The organism is uncultured Microbacterium sp. (assembly GCF_947489255.1).
In the GTDB taxonomy this organism is placed as follows: Bacteria; Actinomycetota; Actinomycetes; order Actinomycetales; family Microbacteriaceae; genus Microbacterium; species Microbacterium phycohabitans.
The window spans coordinates 773,071-790,100 of the sequence record NZ_CANLCY010000001.1; the positions used below are offsets into that span (position 1 = coordinate 773,071).

General features: G+C 68.5%; 16 protein-coding genes. 13 read left to right on the top strand and 3 right to left on the bottom strand.

Annotated elements, in window-relative coordinates:
• The first annotated feature begins 4 nt into the window (after positions 1 to 4).
• A complete protein-coding gene (locus Q0818_RS03735) occupies positions 5 to 526 on the top strand; it encodes a GNAT family N-acetyltransferase (RefSeq protein ID WP_298871567.1) in 522 nt (173 codons plus the stop codon).
• Between the two features lie 132 nt (positions 527 to 658).
• Here Q0818_RS03735 and Q0818_RS03740 read toward each other — a convergent pair whose 3' ends face one another.
• Complete coding sequence (locus tag Q0818_RS03740) at positions 659 to 1,087, bottom strand: ImmA/IrrE family metallo-endopeptidase (RefSeq protein WP_298871569.1); 429 nt, start codon at positions 1,085 to 1,087, stop codon at positions 659 to 661.
• Between the two features lie 8 nt (positions 1,088 to 1,095).
• A complete protein-coding gene (locus Q0818_RS03745) occupies positions 1,096 to 1,518 on the bottom strand; it encodes a helix-turn-helix transcriptional regulator (RefSeq protein ID WP_298871571.1) in 423 nt (140 codons plus the stop codon).
• Positions 1,519 to 1,900: 382 nt separating this feature from the next.
• Here Q0818_RS03745 and Q0818_RS03750 point away from each other — a divergent pair, with 382 nt between their 5' ends.
• The 12 genes from Q0818_RS03750 (at position 1,901) to sucD (ending at position 15,212) form a co-directional block, all read left to right on the top strand.
• A complete protein-coding gene (locus tag Q0818_RS03750; RefSeq protein ID WP_298871572.1) occupies positions 1,901 to 2,800 on the top strand; it encodes an ABC transporter ATP-binding protein in 900 nt (299 codons plus the stop codon).
• A complete protein-coding gene (locus Q0818_RS03755; RefSeq protein WP_298871574.1) occupies positions 2,797 to 3,675 on the top strand; it encodes an ABC transporter permease in 879 nt (292 codons plus the stop codon). Before Q0818_RS03750 ends, Q0818_RS03755 begins: the two co-directional genes overlap by 4 nt.
• Positions 3,675 to 4,583 carry an acyltransferase domain-containing protein gene (locus tag Q0818_RS03760; protein ID WP_298871578.1) on the top strand — a complete coding sequence of 303 codons (909 nt, stop codon included), beginning with the start codon at positions 3,675 to 3,677 and terminating at the stop codon, positions 4,581 to 4,583. The genes Q0818_RS03755 and Q0818_RS03760 overlap by 1 nt, the downstream gene beginning before the upstream one ends.
• On the top strand, positions 4,573 to 5,310 hold the full coding sequence (locus Q0818_RS03765) for an SDR family NAD(P)-dependent oxidoreductase (protein WP_298871584.1): 738 nt from the start codon (positions 4,573 to 4,575) through the stop codon (positions 5,308 to 5,310). The genes Q0818_RS03760 and Q0818_RS03765 overlap by 11 nt, the downstream gene beginning before the upstream one ends.
• Before the next feature lie 22 nt (positions 5,311 to 5,332).
• Positions 5,333 to 5,617, top strand: coding sequence for an acyl carrier protein (locus Q0818_RS03770; RefSeq protein WP_298871587.1), 285 nt, complete (start codon positions 5,333 to 5,335; stop codon positions 5,615 to 5,617).
• Positions 5,614 to 6,060, top strand: coding sequence for a 3-hydroxyacyl-ACP dehydratase FabZ (gene fabZ / locus Q0818_RS03775; protein ID WP_298871590.1), 447 nt, complete (start codon positions 5,614 to 5,616; stop codon positions 6,058 to 6,060). The genes Q0818_RS03770 and fabZ overlap by 4 nt, the downstream gene beginning before the upstream one ends.
• Before the next feature lie 9 nt (positions 6,061 to 6,069).
• Entirely contained in the window at positions 6,070 to 8,115 is a 2,046-nt protein-coding gene (locus tag Q0818_RS03780; RefSeq protein WP_298871592.1) for a GNAT family N-acetyltransferase, read from the top strand.
• A gap of 59 nt (positions 8,116 to 8,174) precedes the next feature.
• Complete coding sequence (locus Q0818_RS03785) at positions 8,175 to 9,155, top strand: aminomethyl transferase family protein (protein ID WP_298871594.1); 981 nt, start codon at positions 8,175 to 8,177, stop codon at positions 9,153 to 9,155.
• The gene (locus Q0818_RS03790; RefSeq protein WP_298871596.1) at positions 9,152 to 11,554 is read left to right on the top strand and encodes a beta-ketoacyl-[acyl-carrier-protein] synthase family protein; all 2,403 of its coding nucleotides are present in this window, start codon (positions 9,152 to 9,154) and stop codon (positions 11,552 to 11,554) included. Before Q0818_RS03785 ends, Q0818_RS03790 begins: the two co-directional genes overlap by 4 nt.
• Before the next feature lie 804 nt (positions 11,555 to 12,358).
• Positions 12,359 to 12,928, top strand: a complete 570-nt coding sequence (locus Q0818_RS03795; RefSeq protein WP_298871599.1) for a hypothetical protein — start codon at positions 12,359 to 12,361, stop codon at positions 12,926 to 12,928.
• Between the two features lie 198 nt (positions 12,929 to 13,126).
• Positions 13,127 to 14,290, top strand: a complete 1,164-nt coding sequence (gene sucC / locus Q0818_RS03800; protein ID WP_298871602.1) for an ADP-forming succinate--CoA ligase subunit beta — start codon at positions 13,127 to 13,129, stop codon at positions 14,288 to 14,290.
• Positions 14,291 to 14,309: 19 nt separating this feature from the next.
• Positions 14,310 to 15,212, top strand: a complete 903-nt coding sequence (gene sucD, locus Q0818_RS03805) for a succinate--CoA ligase subunit alpha (protein WP_298871605.1) — start codon at positions 14,310 to 14,312, stop codon at positions 15,210 to 15,212.
• A gap of 322 nt (positions 15,213 to 15,534) precedes the next feature.
• On the opposite strand, the gene Q0818_RS03810 is transcribed toward sucD, so the two are convergent.
• A complete protein-coding gene (locus Q0818_RS03810) occupies positions 15,535 to 16,986 on the bottom strand; it encodes an NCS2 family permease (RefSeq protein ID WP_298871609.1) in 1,452 nt (483 codons plus the stop codon).
• Between the last annotated feature and the right edge of the window lie 44 nt (positions 16,987 to 17,030).

The window sequence follows — 17,030 nt, forward strand, 5'->3', positions numbered from 1 at the left end:
AGGGGTGCGGTTCGCCTCGTCCGCCGATGCGGGCGCGATCGAGCGGATCGAGAACGATGCCGACCGTCTGCTCATCGACCGCCTCGCCCCCGCGGACTGGCCCGCCGCGGAGGCGGGTACCGCACGCGTGGCGGGGCCGGGGTTCGTTCTCGTCGCAGTGGGCGAAGGGGGCACGGTCGTCGGATTCGCGCACGTCACGGAGGTCGCGGGACTGTGTCATCTCGAACAGTTGTCCGTCGATCCCATGTCTTCACGCCGCGGCTGGGGCCGGCGGCTGCTGGTCGCCGCGATGCGGGTGGCCCGAGAGCGTGCCCACGAGCGGATGACGCTTCGTACCTATGCGGACGTCCCGTGGAACGCCCCCTTCTACGCCGCCGCGGGCTTCGTCGAGGAGGCCCCCGTCACCGCTTTCCACCGCGGATTGGTCGACGTCGAGCGTCGGCTCGGGCTCGATGCTCGCGGTCGGCGGGTGCAGATAGCGGTGGATCTGACGCGGCGGCCGGGGTCCCGCGCAGCAGTGAGCTGACTCGTGGTCACGCGCCGGGCGCATCGCCCCTTCGGACCCCCCGCGAAATGAGTGGGCCGGACACGGCAGAGACGGCGAAATCCTTCTCGCTGCCGACCCCCGGACGGCCGACCGGCCCCGAGGCCGAACCGCTCACCGGACGGCGTGCAGGAACTGCTCCTGCCCCAGCCGCGGACGCGAGGAGGCGATGCCCCGCATGCGCGTGACGTGACTCTCCGCGAAGACGCGGAGCAGCTTGACGCTGACGCCGAGCTCCTCGGCGAGTTCGGCTCCGCTCAGTCCGATGGCCTCGAGCTGAGCGAGACGCCCGGGGTCGATGAGGATCCGGGCGGCGAAGACGTCGGCGGCGGCCTCGGCTTCGAGGTCGCCGGCTCCGCGATGATCGTGGAAGGCGTGTCCGAGTTCGTGCGCGATCACGCATGAACGTTCGACGGGAGTGAGTCGGGCGTCGTAGACGACTCGGCGTCGTTCGTGGTCGTAGAAGCCTCGGTACGGCTCGGGCAGGTGGGCTTCGCAGACGCTCACGCCCAGCTGACGTGCGATGCGCAGGAGTTCCGTCACCGTTCCCCTCAATCCGTCGCGGCGATCCGATCGTCGGTGTTGGCGGCGTCGCGTCGACCAGGAGCGACGTGGCCGAGATAGATCACGGCGTCCGCTTCCTCGAGGGTACGAGGGGGTTCCGACACCGACGCGAGGAGCTTCTGCAGACCGTCTTGTGGACTGCTCGGACCCGTCCGTCCGTCTGCGCCGTAGTCCTGCAGGGCCATGTCGACGATGTCCCGCGCGGAGACCCGGAGGGCGGCGGCGATGCGCTCGAGCTCGGAGACCGTCGTCTCGTTCACCCCGTCTTCGCGTCGTTTCAGGTTGGACAGAGGGATGCCGGTGCGGGCGGCGAGCGTCTCCCTGTTGAGATCGCGTCGCGCCCGCGCACTCCGGATCGCGGCACCCAGATGTTTGTCGAACGGGTGCGGCGTCTTTCTCGTGCGAGCCATGTGCTCAGCGTAGGGGAGTGGCTCGTCGCGATGAGCGGGTGAAATGGCTTGAGGAAGCCAAAAATGACTGGCTAGCATTCACACATGCGCACAAATCGGCGATCAAACGCCTCGTTCGAGCACGGCCACGCCGAGGTCGGGCGAGGGGCCGACGCCGAGCTCCGAACGGCGGACATGCCCGTCCGGGAGTTCCTCGCGGAGGGGGCGCGGAGGGGGCTGACCACCGATCGGATGTTCCCGAGCCAGGGCACGTGCGCCACCGCCGTCCCCGGCCGGGATGCGTGCCCGATCTCGCGAGGCGACTGATGCCGGTGCCCTCGCGCGCGGCGCGACCGCCGGTCCTCGGTCTCTTGTCACACCCCATAGCGAGCGGGAGCTCATCATGTCCATTCAGGTGAAACACCTCCGCAAGAGCTACGGCACGTTCGAGGCCGTTCGAGATCTGTCCTTCGATGTACCCACGGGGTCGCTTTTCGCGTTCCTCGGAGCGAACGGCGCAGGCAAGAGCACCACGATCGGCTGCATCACGACGGTCCTGCGTCCGACCTCCGGCACGATCCAGGTGCAGGACCGTGACGCGGTGGAAGACCCGTACGGGGTCCGAGAGGTGATCGGCGCCGTCTTCCAGCAATCGCTCCTGGACCCGCTGTTGTCCGTCCGAGAGAACCTGGCGATCAGAGCGGGCTTCTACGGGCTACGGCGGCGCGAGGCCTCGGCGAGGATCGGCGAGCTGGCGGAGCTCGTCGGCCTCGAAGACTTCCTGGATCGTCGATACGGCGTGCTCTCGGGCGGACAGAAGCGCCGAGCCGACATCGCGCGCGCGATCGTCCACCGCCCGAGCGTCGTCTTCCTCGACGAGCCCACCGCGGGCCTCGACCCCCAGTCGCGCGAGCAGATCTGGTCGGCGATCGGCCAGCTGCGCACAGACCACTCGACGACCGTCTTCCTCACGACCCACTACATGGAGGAGACCGAACGGGCCGATCAGGTGTGCATCATCTCCGAGGGACGGATCATGGCCGAGGGAACTCCGGCCCACCTCCGGTCCTCCTTCAGCCGCAGCGTGCTGACCGTACGTACGCCCGACGTCTCGTCTTTCCTGGCCGAGTGCGACGCGCGGGACGTCGTCGGCGAGCACAGCGGCGACGTCGTGCGCGTACCCGTCGACCGGGTGGAGCAGGCGAGGGAGCTCATCCAGGCGCCACAGGTCACCGACTTCGAGTTCCGCCACGGAACGATGGACGACGTCTTCCTGAACGTGACCGGAGGGCGGGCGGCATGAGAACGGTCTCGATCCTCACGGGCCGCAATCTGCGCCTGTTCTTCCGCGACCGCGCCGGGGTGTTCTTCTCCCTCCTGTCCGCGCTGATCCTCATCGCGCTGTATGCGCTCTTCCTCGGGAATCTGCAGGTCGACAATCTGACGAAGCGCTTTCCGAACGCGGAGACCGGGGACATCCACTGGTTCGTGAATGCGTGGGTGTTCGCCGGGATCACCATGATCACGACCCTGACGACGGCATTGGCCGCCCTGGCGGTCTTCGTCGACGACCGAGCGACCGGACGCTTCGGCGACTTCCTGGTGTCGCCCATCCGCCGCGTCGAGCTCATCCTGGGGTACCTTCTGTCGAGTTTTCTCATCTCGCTCGCCATGACCCTGGTCATCCTGGTCGTCGGGCAGGTCTACCTCCTCACGCAGGGCGATTCGATGATGACCGCGAGCGAGGCGGGGGAGACGCTCGGATACGTCGCTCTGTCGAGCCTGGCCTTCGCGGCGTTGTCGAGCTTCGTCGTCACCTTCTTGCGCAGTTCCGGCGCTTTCGCGGCGCTGTCGACCGTGGTGGGAACCGTCATCGGCTTCCTCGCAGGGGCGTACATCCCCGTGGGCACGCTCCCGGACGCCATCGTGAACGGCATCAATGCGCTCCCGTTCGCGCAGTCGGCGATGCTGATCCGCGAGCCCATGACCGCGCAGGCGCTGACAGCACTCGCCGGCGACACCGGTCCGGCGGTCGACGCGGTCAAGACGTTCTACGGCATCTCGGCGAAGGTCGGCGACTTCGATGTCACGGCGAGCCTCGCAGCCGGCGTCCTGGTCGCGGTCTTCGTCGTGTTCGCTGCCCTGGGGGCGCGTCAGCTTGCTCGGCGGATCCGCTGATGCGCGGGACCTTTCTCGCGGTCCCCGGCCAGGGGAGTCAGACCCAGGGAATGGGAAGACAGCTCGTCGCTCGGCACCCCGCCGCACGAGCGACCTTCGATGAATCCGTGGACGCGCTCGGTTTCGACATGCGGGAGGTGATGTGGGGCACCTCCGCCGATGCCCTGACGGCGACCGAGTACGCCCAGCCCGCCATCGTTCTGCTCGCCGTCGCTGCGATGCGGGCGTGGCAGGCCGTGTCTCGCCCTCCCGCCGATGTGCGATGGGTCACGGGCCACAGCGTCGGGGCGCTCGCCGCGGCGATCGCCGCGGAATCCCTCACCTTCGTCGACGGCATCCGGCTCGCGCGCGCCCGGGGTCAGCTGATGGGTTCGGCCCCGGGCGCGGGGGCCATGCTCGCCGTCGCGGTCACCTCCGACCGGGCTCGCGACGACGTCGCCCGCGCCGCTTCATCGTCGGGGCTGGACATCGCCTGCATCAACAGCGCGCGGCAGATCGTGCTCTCCGGAGCGCGAGAAGCGATATCCGAAGCGCGAGCGCGATTCGGCTCGCGCTGTCGTCTCCTCGACGTGAGCCACGGGTTCCACTCCTCGCTCATGGATCCGATCGTCGAGCGATGGGCCTCGGAAGTGGCGGCCCTGCCGTTCCGCGAGCCGCGCACGCCGTTGCTCTCGGCCCTCTCCGGGCGACTCCTCCATACAGCCGACGAGATCGAAAAGGACGTGCGAAGTGGAGTTCGTGAAACCGTGAGATGGGATCTGGTCACCGCGGTCGCGAACGAGAGCGGATGCCGTGCCGTCATCCTCGGCAACGGTCACACTCTGACTCGTCTATGGCGGGGGGAGGCCGTCGCGAACGGCGCGACTATCGTCGACGACGGCTTCCGGAACGCAGCTCATGCAGCCTGAGCGGAGCGTCGTCGTCACGGGTGGTTCCCGGGGAATCGGCCGAGCGTGCGTCGAGACGCTCGCCGACGCGGGATGGCACGTCGTCGTGGTCTTCCGACGTGCCGTTGACGAAGCCGCGGAAGTCGTGCGGACCGTGGCGGACCGAGGGGGCTCTGCGTCGGCCGTGCAAGCCGATGTGGCATCTGAGGAGGATGTTCGAGAGCTGTTCCGAACTGTCCGCGCCGAGCATCCTCGGCTCGCGGGAGTCGTGTCGAACGCCGGAGTGACGCGTGACGGACTCACGCCGATGATGTCCCTCGCGACATGGAACGCCGTCGTCGAGACGAACCTCACGAGTTCGTTCCTGGTCGCCAGAGAGTCGCTGAAGGCGATGCGTCGGACCGGGGGATCCCTGGTCTTCATGAGCTCCGTGTCCGGCTTGCGCGGCCAGGTGGGGCAGGCTAACTACTCCGCCAGCAAGGGGGCGGTGAATGCGATGACCCGGGCGCTCGCGCGGGAGGGTGCGGCGGTCGGCATTCGCGTCAATGCGGTCGCCCCTGGCTTCACGGACACGGACATGGTCCGTCGGATGCCGCGCGGGGATCTTGCGCGACTCGTCGACGCGGTACCCCTTCGCCGGATGGCGCAACCGCGCGAAGTGGCATCCCTCGCCCGCTTCCTTCTCAGTGATGACGCCTCGTACATCACCGGACAGATCATCTCGGTCGACGGCGGATTGACCGCCTGAGACCTGCCCACGGAGAGTGAACATGGACTACCAAGAAGTGACGCAGCGTGCCATCGCCCGACGGGCGTTGAACGATCGAGTCAAAGAATTGATCGCCGAGGGGCTGGGGCTACACATCGCCGCGACGCTCATCGATGACGACCAGCCCCTCTTCGGACGTGGGCTCGAACTGGACTCGCTGGACACGCTCGAGATCGTGAGTCTGATCGACGAGAACTTCGGCGTCTACATCACCGACGACGACACCTTCGTTTTCGGTTCGATCAACGCCATCGCCGACTTCATCGAACAGGCGCGAGTGCCGTGAGCGCACGACGTGGTGCCGCGCTCGAGCCCGGTGAGATCGCCCGGCGGCTTCCCCACCGGCATCCCTTCCTGCTGCTCGATCGTGTCGACGACCTCGAGGTCGGTATCTCCGGCGTCGGAACCAAGAACGTTTCCATCTCCGATCCGGTTTTCGCCGGCCACTTCCCCGACAACCCGATCTACCCGGGCGTCCATATGGTCGAGGTCGCCGCGCAGCTGTGCGGGCTCATCGGCTCGTCCGACGAGCAGGGGCCGGTTCTGGGGTATCTGGCGTCGATCAAGCGGTTCAAGTTCCTCGCGCTGGTCGTCCCGGGCGACCAGATGAAGATCACGGCGCGAGCCGGCGCATCCATCGGCGCGCTGACCGAGTTTGCCGTCGAGATCACCGTCGCCGGCAGAGTCGTCGCGAGCGGTGTTCTCGCGATCGCCCGGGCCGCGGTCTGAGAGCGCCCCGTGACCGCCGAGATCCGTGAACTCACCGCGCAGGACGACCTCGACCGCGTTGCCGAGTTCTTCGCCCGGAATGCCTATGGCCCGCCGAGTGGTGCCCTGACGGGAGCATGGCTCGGAGGCGTGTTCCGCGAGCGCGGTGTGCGTCTCTTCCTGGTCGCGGAGGAGCGCGGCAAGATCGTCGCGACCATCGGTTACGCGGCGATGTCGGGACGTCGGGTGGCCCCGGCGGGTCAGCTCTTCGCGGGGATGTTCGTGATCGCGCCGAGCCATCGGACGGGCATGCTGGCGGGGCGCCTTTTCACCGATTCCTTCGACCGATTGGTCGCCTCAGGAGTCCGGGGTCTGCGTGTCGAGGTCGACCCGGCGAACACCCGCGCGTTTCCTCTTTACGTCCGTGTGGGGTTCAGAGCCCTCGACGGGATGACCCCGGATGAGGACGGTTACGTCGAGCTCGTCAGTGTGCTCCCCGGGGTGACGGCTGATCTGATGAACAATGCGGCCACCTGGACAGGTCGATCGCTCGGTGGGGGTCAGCGCAACTGGCGCTCCATCCGGAGCTCCCGCGCACAATCCGTCAACAGTGGAATCGTCCGCCGTCCGAAGGGCGTCGACGCGATCCGCTACGAGTTCGAGCTTCCCGGCCTCTTCGTCAGCGCGACCGGCCGTGTGAACGACGCCGCGCTTCTGGCACTCTCTGTGAACGATTCCCCGGCACCGGGTTTCGTGCCGCCGGATGACAACGACGGTGCGCATCGCACCCATGTCACGAGGTCGAGGGCGGTCGGGGACTTCACGGTGGCCGTCGATGACCGAGGTGCCCTCGTCGTCTCGCATCCGGCTCACCTCGGTCCCGTTGTCGCCGACCCGCATCCGGTCGCAGGGGCGTCGGCCGCGGGTCCGCGGCGACCGCTCTCGCGTCCCGTGGTGGTCGACATGGCTGTCGACAGCTGGCGCATCGACGACGGCGACGTGGAGCGCGTCGTGGAGTTCCTCCCGTCCGGGGTACGGGTGACAGCGACGAGTCGGGACGCGAGCGAGGTGGTGAGTTACCCCCGCCTGGGGTTGCGCGTCGCGCACCTCACTCTCCTGCGCGACGGCACGGAGGTGCACTCCGCCCACGCTGTGCGCGGGCGGTGGCCCGTCGATCGCGTGGACTTCGAGGCGGCCGCTGACGCGACGAGCTCTTGGCCGGCCGATGGCGCTGAGGTCGTCTGGAGCGACGGACTTTCGGGAATCACCGTTGCGGCGACGCGTCTTCGGGGACGAAGGATACGGCTCGAGGGAGGGCACCTGGTCCGCCTTTCGGGCGAGGGGACGGCGGGGTACGACCTGGCGTTGACGGCGGCCGCGCGCTCCGCCTTCGAATGGACGGAAAGCGACTGTCGAGTGATCGACACGTGGCGGCGCTCGCGGCGCGCCCTGGCCGACGTCATCCGCACGACGACGGACGCAGGAACGCTCACGGTGGCGCCGGACGCCGGGCTCGTGGAGTGGACTCGCGACAGCCTCACCGTGGTGTCGTCGCCGTTCCCCTCCCGGCGGTCGATCGGTCCACTCACGACAGTCTCGACGGCGCTCTGGGTGTGCGCACAACCGGATCGCACGGATGGCGATCGAGGTGCGGTGTGGCCGACGGACGACGCCCGGGTCCCCTTTCAGGCGGGCGGAGAATGCGACGAGGCGGGATGGTCCCTGGTGACGTTCGAGGGAACCACCGATCTGGGCCTGCGGGTGAGCGCCCGCGCCGAGGAACGCAAGCAGGAGGCCGTCGTCTTCCTGATGCTCGCCAAGGTGAAGCGGGTCGCGGTCGCAGACGCGGCGGGTGGGCGGGTCGACCTGGATGTGTCCCCGGGACCGTGGCGCACGTGGACGCGGGAAGCGGGTTTCCACATGGACCAGGGGTGGCTTCACCTCGCACCCGTGTGCGGAGCCTCTCCCGAGATTCTGATCCGCTCCACCCCGCAGGGCGTGCTGATCGCCGCCTACTCGCGACTCTCCTCGAAGCCCACGGCGACGGTGTGGCGCTTCCGGTGGGAGGCGTCATGACCGCGGTCGTCCCCTTCGCAGACGCAGACAACTCGACCGACGACCTTTCAAGGAGAATCATGTCCACGAGCTCGGAGTACTTCTCGCTTCGTCGAACCGCGGGCGCCTACGCGCGCGGCACGACCATCCATTCGATCGGAGGTGCGGGCCGCGGCGCCCTTCTGTCGCACGTCATCGCCCGGCCGACCGAGTTCGCCCAACCAGGATCGGTCGTCGACTCGCTCGTGCTCGATGACGATGGCCGGGTCGTGGACTTCGTGCTCGCCGTTCTCGATGAGGACCGCACCCTCGTGATTTCGGAGCATCGCCCGGATGCCGGCGAGGACATGCGCGCGGTCGCGCTCTCGCTCGGAATCCACGATGTGACGGTCGACGTCCTCACCGGCTGGGGAGTCCTCGCCATCGAGGGCCCCCGCTCGTGGGAAGTCGTCGGTGGACTCGCCGCAGACGATATCGCGACCCTGCTCCTGAACGAATGGCAGCCCGTCGAGATCCCGGGGGCGTCGGTCGCGCTTCTCGCGCGAACCGGCACGACGGCCGAGTACGGGTACGTCGTCGTCGCAAATGTGGGCCCGGGAGTGCTCATGGACGTTTTCCGGCCCCGACTGGCCCAGGTCGGGGGTGCATTCGTCGGCCCCGAGGCTCTCCTCCGGGCGCGGATCGAGGTGAACCATCCGGTGGTGCCCGACCAGTTCGACGGCATCACCGTGCCCGAGGCGGGGGCCGGGTGGGCGGCGGGTGTCGGTCGCGAAGACCCGTACCGTGGAGCCGGTCACGCCGTCCCGCCTGAACGCCGACTCGTTGCCGTTCGAGCGACCCGTTCCCTCGAGCGTGGAAGCGCGGTCGAGGCCGGCGGGGTGACGGTGGGTCGCATCCATCTCTGCGCGGCCGATATCGACGGCGAGGGCGGCTATGCCCTCGCCCTGCTCGATACCCCCTTCGACGTCCCCGGGCTGGAGCTGACCGCCGACGGTCGGACGATCCGAACAGTGTCGCGGCCGGCGGTCCAGCCCGTCTCCTGGACCGAGACCATCGGATGATCGCCTCCGACGTCGTCGTCACCGGGGTCGGGTTGCTCGCGGCTGTCGGCCTCGACGCCCAGCGAAGCTGGGCCGCCATCACAGCAGGTTCTTCCGGCATCTCCCGTGTGACGTCGGTCGACGCCGACGGCTTCATCTCGCAACTCGCGGGGGAACTGCCCGGGGGTTCCGACTGGAAGGCCACTGTGCCGCGCCGAGCCGGGCGGGGTAGGGTCGACCGATGCCATGCCATGGCGCTTGATGCGACCGAGGAGGCCGTCGCCGGTGCCCGTCTCGCGGCGGCCGACTATGCACCGGAGCGCGTGGGCATCTCGTTCGGTACATCGTTGGGTGGCGCACGCTCCGGTGAGGCCTTTCACCGCCAGTGGCTCGAAGAGGGGTTGCGACGTGCGGACGCGAGCCTCCTCCGCCAATATCCTCTCCATTCGGTCGCGGACTACATCGCGGAGCAATTCGGCTACACCGGACCTCGAACTGTGCAGTCGAATGCATGCGCTGCGGGGGCGGTCGCCATTGCCTACGGCGTGGAACTCATCGAGAGCGGGCACGCGGATGTCGTGATCGCGGGAGGGGTCGATCCTCTCGCCTACTTCTCGTTCGGCGGCTTTTCCTGCCTCGAGGCGCTGGACCCCCTGCACTGCGCCCCGTACACGCGCAGCAGCGGTCTCAACCTCGGCGAGGGGGCCGGCGTCGTCGTGCTCGAGAGGCGGGCTGCGGCGCAGGCGCGCGGCATCCCCGTTCTCGCCGTGGTCCGGGGCTATGGCCTCAGCGCGGACGCGCACCACCCCACCGCTCCGGATCCCACCGGGCGGGGTGCGCTTCGCGCGATGAGAGCCGCGCTCGACATGGGCGGATTGTCGCCCGACGATGTCGACTACGTGAACGGACACGGCACGGGCACACCCGCGAACGACAGCACGGAGACGCGGGCCATCGCTCAGCTGCGTCCGTCCGACCCGCCTCCCCTCAGCTCCACCAAGTCGATGATCGGGCACACGCTCGGCGCTGCCGGAGCCGTGGAAGCGGTCACGGCCGTGCTCGCGCTTCGTGACAGCGTGTTCCCCCCGACGGTCGTTCCGCCCGATGCGATGGACGCGCCGCATGGCCTCGATATCGTCCCCGCGGCTGGACGAACGGGTGCTTTGTCAGCGGCGCTGTCCAACTCCTTCGCGTTCGGCGGCAACAACGCATCCCTTCTGCTCACCCGCGACGACCCCGCTGCTCGGGGGGAGTCGTCTGCGTCGACGGAGCGCCCCGTCGTCATCACCGGTACCGCAGCCATCGCGGCGGATGCGAAAGACTCGGCCGACGTGCGAGCCCTCCTCCGGGCGTGGAAGCCGGCGTACGGAACGCAACGGGTCACGCTGGAGGGCTATGGCGATTTCCCGGTTGCGGAGATCCCGGAAAAGCACCTCACGCGCGGTGTGAACCCGCAGATGCTGCGACGCATCGACAATCTCGGACGCCGAGCCGCGGTCGTGGTGGCGGACCTGCTGCGCGAGCGCAAGCTGAGCCGCGACGAAGCCTCGCGGACGGGGCTGATTTTCGCCACCGGAACGGGCCCCCTGTCCACGGTGGAGGCCTTTCAGAGAGAACTCATCCAGACAGGGTCCGGCAACACGCGTCTCTTCCCGAATACCGTGATGAACGCGGCCGGTGGCCACGTCGCCCTGCTCAACAGGCTTCAGGGACCCACGGCCACGATCTGCGCGGGCGGGACGTCCGGCATCTCCGCGCTTCACTTCGCCACCCGTCTGATCCAGCGCGGAGCGGCGGACCGGATGATGGTGCTCTCGGCGGACGAGGCGCCCGTGGCGATGCTGGCGGCGCACGCGCGTATCGATGGATTCCTCTCGCGGGAACGCTGTCTCCCGTTCCGGAACTCGGGCAAGGTCTTCGGCGGAGCCGGCGTGGCCGTTCTTCTGGAGGCGGCCGCGACGGCTCCGCAGGAAAAGACGATGGGATGGATCGAGGGATTCGGCATGACCGGGGACGCGAGTGGCCCGGGACGACTCGAGGCCTCGAGCGACGGCTGGTCGCGGTCGTTCCGGAGTGCTCTGGTCGACGCAGGAGTCGCCGCGTGCGACGTGGACGTCGTCGTCTCGGCGGCGTGCGGTCGCGCTGCGATCGACGACACCGAGACGACGGCGGTCCGGGATGCCGGTCTGAGTTCGGCCGTCCTCTCGGCACCCAAGGAGATCTTCGGCGACGCGGGGGCCTCGTCGGCGTTGCTCGGTGTCGCTCACGCGCTCTGGATGAGCGAGGAGACGGACGACGGCGCCCTCGATCGAAAAGCGCGAGCGAGCCCGGGCCGTTCACTACCGAGGCGGGCGATCGTCTCGTCGTACGAGGTGGGAGGCAGCTATCAGTCCGTCGTCGTTCGGTCTCGCGACGCCTGAGGGTCTGAAAGCGGCGGTGTGGTCCGTCGAGGCCCGTCCCTCTCCAACCGACGCGCTCGGCCGATTGCTCGAACCGTCTGCTTCACGCGTCCTGCGAGAGATCGTGAAGGTGACGCCTTGCGAGGGTGGAGGGCGTTGTAGACCCCACGCCGCGGCGAGCGGACGGTGGGTGTGTCCGGGATGCGGAATGCACTGGAGTACAACGGCAACTCCGGGTCGTGCGATGGTCAGTCGATCCGCGTTCCCCTGCGGCATCGACGTCGAGCGGACCGACCGTCAGCGGCCTGCCGCTTTCCGCGCCGCGAGTCGGTGGTGCGCATCGCCCATCCGCAGCGCTCGACAATGGACTCAAGCCGAGGCGATCTGGAAGGCCACCCGTCCCGTGCCCCTCCTCGGGGTCGACCTCATCCCGATTCCCTTCGCGACGGGCTCGGGGTGGCAGCTCAGCGCCGACGTATCCTGGTGGGTTCACTCATCCGAGTCGAACGGAGGCTACGTCTGGTCGCTGGCGGTGTCGCGCCGATCTCGCGCGATGCTCTCCGGGGAGTGAGGTGCGCTCCCCGCCCATCTCACCCATGGATGAAGGTGGCGCGGGGGAATCGCGGAATGAACGGCGTGAGGCGAGGCGACGAGGGGGAACGAGATGAGCAGTCCCTAGCATCCGGGTATGCGGCAATCCACTTCGGCTCTCCTCCCATGACTGCACGACCGCAGCCCCCCGGGCGGGATCTGCTCGATGACGGAGGTCGACTGAGTGCGCAGTATCGCGTCGCGGCGTGGCTCGTGATCGCGCAGGGAGCGGTGATGGAGGTCGGAGCCTTCCTCGCAATGCCGGTCCTCGTCATGCTGGACGTAGACGAGAGCGGAATCGGCGAACACTTCCACTTCGCCTTGCGATACTTCCAAGACAACCTCTATCTCCTCATGGTCATGAGCGGGATTTTCGGCGTCCTTCGGGTTCTCGGGGGTGTCGGTATTCTTCGGAACCGTTTATGGGGTCTCGTCGTGACTGCGGTGATGTGCCTCGTCACCCTCGTTCTCATGATCTTCATGCTCCCGGCGGGCATCGCCGATGGCCTGCTGTCGGGCGGGGCCCTCGTGCTCATCGTCGTCTCGTGGTGCGGGCAGCGTCCTCTGCCGGGGCGAAAGGTTGCCGAGGGCTGCGGGGGCGGTGCCCCGGCGACCGGCCAACAGGGCTCGACGCCCGGGGGCCTCTCGCCGAAGCGGTCATCTCGTGCCTCACGGCGCGGCTCAAAAAACGAACCTCGCAGGCCGAAGCGACGTGGTGCGCTGGGCGGAGTCCGGAGAAGTGAGCCGGCGCGGCCAAGGCGGAGCGAGCGGACGGATCAGGTCACGACGCGGGCGGGCACGTGAGCGCGAACTCGATTGTCGCGTCGCACTGCTCACACCTCGCTCCCGCCGGCACAGCGGCATCCGCACCCCCTCCCATCGAAGGGACAAGGGTCGGGCGGTTTCACCCCCGTCCGGTAGGGTGGACGCTTGGCACAGATCTCTTGATATCAAGAGACTTTCGCCTCCTCCCACCACCGATCGCCCAGCGAAGGATTGTCCGTGGATCTCTACGAGTACCAGGCACGTGATCTGTTCGAAAAGTACGAGGTGCCGGTGCTCGCCGGCATCATCGCCGACACCCCTGAGGAGGCGAAGGCGGCCGCTGAGAAGCTCGGTGGTGTCGTCGTCGTCAAGGCTCAGGTCAAGACCGGAGGCCGCGGCAAAGCCGGCGGCGTGAAGGTCGCGAAGAACCCCGACGAGGCGTTCGAGGCGGCCCAGGCCATCCTCGGTCTCGACATCAAGGGTCACGTCGTCAAGCGCGTCATGGTCGCCGCCGGCGCCCGCATCGCCAAGGAGTTCTACTTCTCGGTGCTGCTCGACCGCGCCAACCGCTCTTACCTCTCGCTCTCCAGCGTCGAGGGCGGCATGGAGATCGAGGAGCTCGCCGTCGAGCGTCCCGAGGCGCTCGCCCGCGTCGAGGTCGACCCGCTCGAGGGCATCACCCCCGAGAAGGCCCTCGAGATCGCCAAGGCCGCGAAGTTCGACGACGAGCTGGCGCCCAAGGTCGCCGACGTGTTCGTGAAGCTCTTCAACGTCTACAAGGGCGAGGACGCCACTCTCGTCGAGGTGAACCCGCTCATCCAGAGCGAAGACGGCGACATCATCGCCCTCGACGGCAAGGTCTCGCTCGACGAGAACGCCGGCTTCCGTCACCCCGAGCACGAAGAGCTCGAAGACAGGGACGCCGCCGACCCGCTCGAGGCCAAGGCCAAGCAGCACGACCTCAACTACGTCAAGCTCGACGGTCAGGTCGGCATCATCGGCAACGGCGCGGGCCTGGTCATGTCGACCCTCGACGTCGTCGCCTACGCCGGTGAGAAGCACGGCGGCGTCAAGCCCGCCAACTTCCTCGACATCGGTGGCGGCGCCTCGGCGACCGTCATGGCCGCCGGCCTCGACGTCATCCTCGGCGACGAGCAGGTCAAGAGCGTCTTCGTCAACGTCTTCGGCGGCATCACCTCGTGCGTCGCCGTGGCCGAGGGCATCGTGAAGGCCCTCGAGATCCTGGGCGACACCGCGACCAAGCCGCTGGTCGTCCGCCTCGACGGAAACCAGGTCGAAGAGGGTCGCGAGATCCTCGCCGCCGCCAACCACCCGCTCGTCACTCTCGCCGCCGGTATGGACGAGGGCGCCGACAAGGCCGCCGAACTGGCCAACGCGTAAGGGATAGGGACAGAGAGAAATGTCGATCTACCTCAACAAGGACTCCAAGGTCATCGTCCAGGGCATCACCGGCGGCGAAGGCACGAAGCACACCGCCCTCATGCTCAAGGCCGGCACGCAGGTCGTCGGTGGCGTGAACGCCCGCAAGGCCGGCACCACGGTCACCCACAAGGACGCCGCCGGCAACGACGTCGAGCTCCCCGTCTACGCCTCGGTCGAAGAGGCCATGCGCGAGACCGGCGCCGACGTGTCGATCGCGTTCGTGCCCCCCGCCTTCACGAAGGATGCGATGGTCGAGGCCATCGACGCCGAGATCCCCCTCCTCGTCGTGATCACCGAGGGTGTGCCCGTCGGCGACACCGCCGAGGCGTGGGCGTACGCGAAGTCGAAGGGCGAGAAGACCCGCATCATCGGCCCGAACTGCCCCGGCATCATCACGCCTGGCGAGGCCCTCGTGGGCATCACCCCCGCGAACATCACCGGCAAGGGCCCGATCGGCCTCGTGTCGAAGTCGGGCACCCTGACCTACCAGATGATGTTCGAGCTGCGCGACCTCGGCTTCTCGACCGCCATCGGCATCGGCGGCGACCCGGTCATCGGCACCACGCACATCGACGCCCTCGCGGCGTTCGAGGCCGACCCCGAGACCAAGGCCATCGTCATGATCGGTGAGATCGGCGGAGACGCCGAAGAGCGCGCCGCCGACTTCATCAAGGCCAACGTCACCAAGCCGGTCGTCGGCTACGTCGCGGGCTTCACCGCTCCCGAGGGCAAGACGATGGGCCACGCCGGCGCCATCGTGTCCGGCTCGGCCGGTACCGCTCAGGCGAAGAAGCAGGCCCTCGAGGCCGCCGGCGTCAAGGTCGGCAAGACGCCGTCCGAGACCGCGTCGCTGATGCGCGAGATCATCGAAGCGCTCTGACGTTCCGCTTCTGAGGGCCCGGATGCCACGGCATCCGGGCCCTTTCGCGTGCCCGGGGCCGCGCTTCCGGTGCCCGCGCGACGGTCCGCCACCCGCGCAGGACCGCAGGCTCCCGCGGCCACCGCGGCGGCTGGGCGGCCGACGGGCGAAGCCCGGCGCCGAGATGACCCGGGTCTTCCGAGACCGCCCGCGGGTCGTCGCCATGGCGGGTCATCCGGGGAATCTCGGGTCTTCTCGCCGTTCGGGGCGCGGCGCGCCACCGCGGCAGCGACGAGAAGGGGCCCGGATGCCGTGGCATCCGGGCCCCTCCAACGCACGACGCTCAGCCGAGCAGCGCCTCCACCGGACCGCGGGCGAAGAAGATGACGAAGCCGGCGGCGACGATCCACAGCAGCGGGCTCACCCGGCGGGCGCGGCCGGACAGCGCCTGGATCAGCACCCAGCTGACGAAGCCCGCGCCGATGCCGTTGGCGATCGAGTACGTCAGGGGCATGACGGTGACGGTGAGGAACACCGGGATCAGCACCGACATGTCGCTCAGGTCGACGTGGCGGATCTGGGCCATCATCAGCGCACCGACGATGACCAGGGCCGCGGCGGCGATCTCGGTCGGGACGATGCTCGTCAGCGGCGTGAAGAACATCGCGAGCAGGAACAGTCCACCGGTCACGACATTCGCCAGGCCCGTGCGCGCGCCCTCGCCGATGCCGGAGCCCGACTCGATGAACACCGTGTTCGACGACGACGAGGTGGCGCCTCCGGCCACGGCGCCGATGCCCTCGATGACCAGCGCCGAACGCAGGCGCGGGAAGGTGCCGTCGGGGGCGGCGAGGCCCGCCTCGCGCGAGAGGCCGGTCATCGTGCCCATCGCGTCGAAGAAGTTCGTGAACACGAGCGTGAAGACGAGCATGAGGGCGGCGAGGGCGCCGATCCGGCCGAAGGATCCGGCGAGGTCGACCTGACCGACGAGCGACAGGTCGGGCAGGCTCACCCACTGCGACGGCAGCGTCGGCACGCTCAGGCCCCAGCCGCCGGGGTTGCCGTCGGCCTTGGCGCCGAGGCCCATGATCGCCTCGACGATCACGGCGATCACCGTTCCGGAGAGAAGACCGATCAACAGGGCGGCCTTGACCTTGCGCACCAGCAGCACGGCGGTGATGACGAGGGTCAGCACGAACAGGGCCGTGGGGATCGTCGCGATCGACCCGCCGACGCCCAGGCCGACCGGCGGCGAGTTCAGGCCGGTCGAGGTGACGAGGCCGCTGTCGACGAAGCCGATGAAGGCGATGAACAGGCCGATGCCGACGGTGATCGCGGTCTTCAGGGCCAGGGGCACGGCTTCGAAGATCATGCGGCGCAGGCCCGTGACGGCGAGCAGCACGATGATGAGGCCGTTGATGACGACCAGGCCCATCGCCTCGGGCCAGGTGACCTCGCCGACGATGCCGACGGCGAGGAACGAGTTGATGCCCAGGCCCGCGGCGAAGGCGAACGGCATCCGCGTCACCAGACCGAACAGCATGGTCATCACACCCGCAGTGAGGGCGGTCACCGCAGCGACCTGCGGGAACCCGAGGGCGTTGCCGGACACGTCGGGGGTGCCCGACAGGATGATCGGATTCAGGATGACGATGTACGCCATCGTCACGAACGTGACGACGCCGCCGCGCACCTCGGCGCTCACGGTGGAGCCGCGGGCGGTGATCTCGAAGAACCGGTCGAGACGGTTCTTCGGGGCGGGGGCGGCGGTGGTCTCGGGAGCGGAAGCGCTCATGAAGGCTCCAGGAAACAGGGGAGGAAACAGGGGGAGGGGTCTGG